4 protein-coding genes are annotated in these 2850 nt (G+C 39.3%); all 4 read right to left on the reverse strand.

The features are described 5' to 3' along the window. Positions 1-493, reverse strand: a 493-nt coding sequence (locus tag AC29Z1_RS15610; protein ID WP_488272377.1) for a PhoH family protein, incomplete at its 3' end; no start/stop codon positions are given. Between the two features lie 26 nt (positions 494-519). After that, the gene (gene yqfD / locus AC29Z1_RS15615; RefSeq protein ID WP_488272378.1) at positions 520-1734 is read right to left on the reverse strand and encodes a sporulation protein YqfD; all 1215 of its coding nucleotides are present in this window, start codon (positions 1732-1734) and stop codon (positions 520-522) included. Further along, positions 1724-1999 (reverse strand): sporulation protein YqfC, encoded by a 276-nt coding sequence (gene yqfC, locus AC29Z1_RS15620; protein ID WP_488272379.1) that lies wholly within the window; start codon positions 1997-1999, stop codon positions 1724-1726. The genes yqfD and yqfC overlap by 11 nt, the downstream gene beginning before the upstream one ends. Before the next feature lie 85 nt (positions 2000-2084). Continuing rightward, the coding region (locus AC29Z1_RS15625) for an ATP-binding protein (RefSeq protein ID WP_488272380.1) at positions 2085-2850 on the reverse strand (766 nt) is incomplete at its 5' end.

The following is a 2850-nucleotide window of genomic DNA, read 5'->3' on the forward strand; positions in this document are numbered from 1 at the left end:
CTGCCGGTCTTGTCAAAATTATTTTCTCCACCAATTTATTTTTCAAGGAAAATGCTGCCATAGCGACAGCAAGATAAGTTTTCCCGGTTCCTGCCGGTCCTATTCCAAAGGTAATATGATTTCGCCTAATCGCATCTAAATACCTACTTTGTCCTAACGTTTTGGGTTTAATATGGCGGCCCTTGGCAGTAACAAGAACAGTATCGGCAAACATTTGATGCAAAAATTCCGCCTGCCCGGCTAAAATCATTCGGATACTATACTGAACATCATGACTTGTTACCGGATTACCTTCCCGATATAAATAGATCAGTTCATTAACCAAGCGGATAAGATTATCGACATCCTGAGGTTCACCTTCAAAAACGAGTTCTGTTCCTCTCGCCGTTATCTTACTAGTAAAATGCTTATTGATTAACCCTAAAAACTCATCATTTCTTCCCAAAACTGCTACTGCTTCTTTTGTGTCTGCAAAGCTAATCCGTTTCTCCAAACAAACAATGCCCCCTAATACAAATTTTACTGAGAAATATTTATAGTCTGCCCAATATCTTCAATGGTCTCCACAGTTACCTTAATTCTTACAAGATCTTCTTCTGGTGTTTTTAGAACTTCATGATTACGTGATAATATTTGCGCTGTTTCTGGTATACTAGCTTGCACTAATTGAATTGCCTGAGTATGAGCCTCATTGCGAGCTTCCTCAAAAGACTTTTTTACCAAAGTCGAGTTTGTCTCATGATATATTGTAATAGTTGATTCGACAGCAAACCCACTATTCCTCCATTGTGGAAATTGTTTATGGATAATCTCGGTTTCAAACTCCTTAAACAATTCATTTTGCGCTATATTAAAGGATAATTCTTTATCAATAATTTTTAATGCCACTGCGAACTGACGATTGCCTGTGCGGGTAATCATATAATCGTTACGATTAGATTCGGCATAACTTTCATACCAGACTCGAGCTTTTACAATACCCTTAGCCCTAACAAGTTCTCCAGGAACATCGGGTAGTGGCGCTTGACTGTCCAGCGTTGCTGGCATTGGCTCAGGAACAAATCCTTTTATTAATATATCTCCTTTTTTTACGGTATCTCCAATTTTTACCGCTGGTTGTCCGGCTAAGGCAATAATTTCTGTAATAACTCCATCTTTAGCGGCAACAATATGGGCAGGTGCTTTATCTGCTTGTTTAGGCATAGTTTTTTCTACCACTTCGATGACTGCTTTAGTACCGGTAAAATTTATACCGACCCATGCAATTTCTGGAATCGTAAGTAATATTTCGCGTTCGATGGTTTTGATATCCAGACGGTCTTTGACTGCCCCTATTTTTAAACCTCGCTGGGCTGCGACCAATCGAATCTCCTGTTCAGGGAGATTCTTTAGACCTGTAATCTCAATAAACCAGACAAAAGACGACAATATATTAAGCAAAATAATAAACAAAAAGACACCCACTATCATCATCTTGCGGCGTTTTATTCGTTTTACGATAAATGGCAAACCGCGATGTGACAGTACCCTTACCCTTGTACGGCTACGTATTACTAAAGGGCGAATTCTAAAAAAATCACGTAAGCCTATCCAAGCAATTACATCATCATTGTTTTTAGTAATACCCCATAATAAAATTTGCTCTGAAAGACAAAGATTAATAAACCGTTCAGGCATGGAACCGCTTATCCGGATTTTTACAGCTCCGCGCAGGTATTTAGTACTACATATCATACTTAACCTCCTGCACTACCCCTTCAACTAAAATCTGTTCGGCCTGCAGGTTTCCTAATGTTAGCGTTTCTCCATAAATATATAATTCTCCCTGGCTGAGTTTGATACGAACCAGTGAAGGGGTATATTCGATAATCCCTTTATGATTTTCAACCAGCAGTTGCTTATTGCCTAACATGGTGATCCTGGGTAAATCTAATACGATATCCTGCGGTATTTCTAAAATCCCAGCCAGAGATTGCAAATTTCCTCTACGGCGTAACATAGCAAATCCCCCCTCATATACAAATGTATGCCTATGAATAGGCCAATTAGTACATGATAGGGAGGATTTAAAAAAGTAAGTTATTTTAAATGGCCATTGGTGATGGGGTTAGATTCCCCTCTGTCGCCAAAACAGTATTAGGGTACATACGAGCCAAATATTCCTCAAATTTATGCACTTTCACTGGAGCTGCAAACCGCATATAGTTAGTAGCTACAATCATCTCGCCACAGTCAAGGTTTTTAATCTCATTACGCTGCTGCAATATATCTTTACGACACATGGCTTCCAGTTTGCCTCTGTCAGCTTTGGATGCAAGCCCCAGTATAAATAAAGTATTAAGTTGAGAAAGAACTTTATCGGCTAACAAACGGGGTTGTTGGTCAACGACGCATAACCCGATATTAAATTTTCGCGCTTCACTAACTAAACGGGCAAACACATTTTGGGTGCTTTGTTCTTTTTTGCCTAAGAAACGATGTGCTTCCTCAAGTACAATTAATACAGGTTTCGCTTGGGAACGCTCAAGCTCCGACTTACTGGCATAATGCAGCAGCAGCTTTTTTGATAATAAAGTGGATAACGCCTGTTCACCAACTGGTGAGATATTTTTTAGTTCAACGAGTACAACTTTGCCTTGTTCCAGGTCTGTAAGCATCTGTTCTATCGCTGTAAGCCCATTGCCTACATAATTTTTACCACTTATATTCAGTTCTTGTTCCAAATTCCAGCATATGCTCTTAATTTTGCTAATTGTCCGTGATTGAAATTTCTGACCTGTACAGTTGGCTATTTCCTCAATAATATCAGCAACATCGTATTGTAACACATACTCCATCCAGCATTCCCGC

This window comes from Sporomusa sp. (assembly GCF_057736855.1).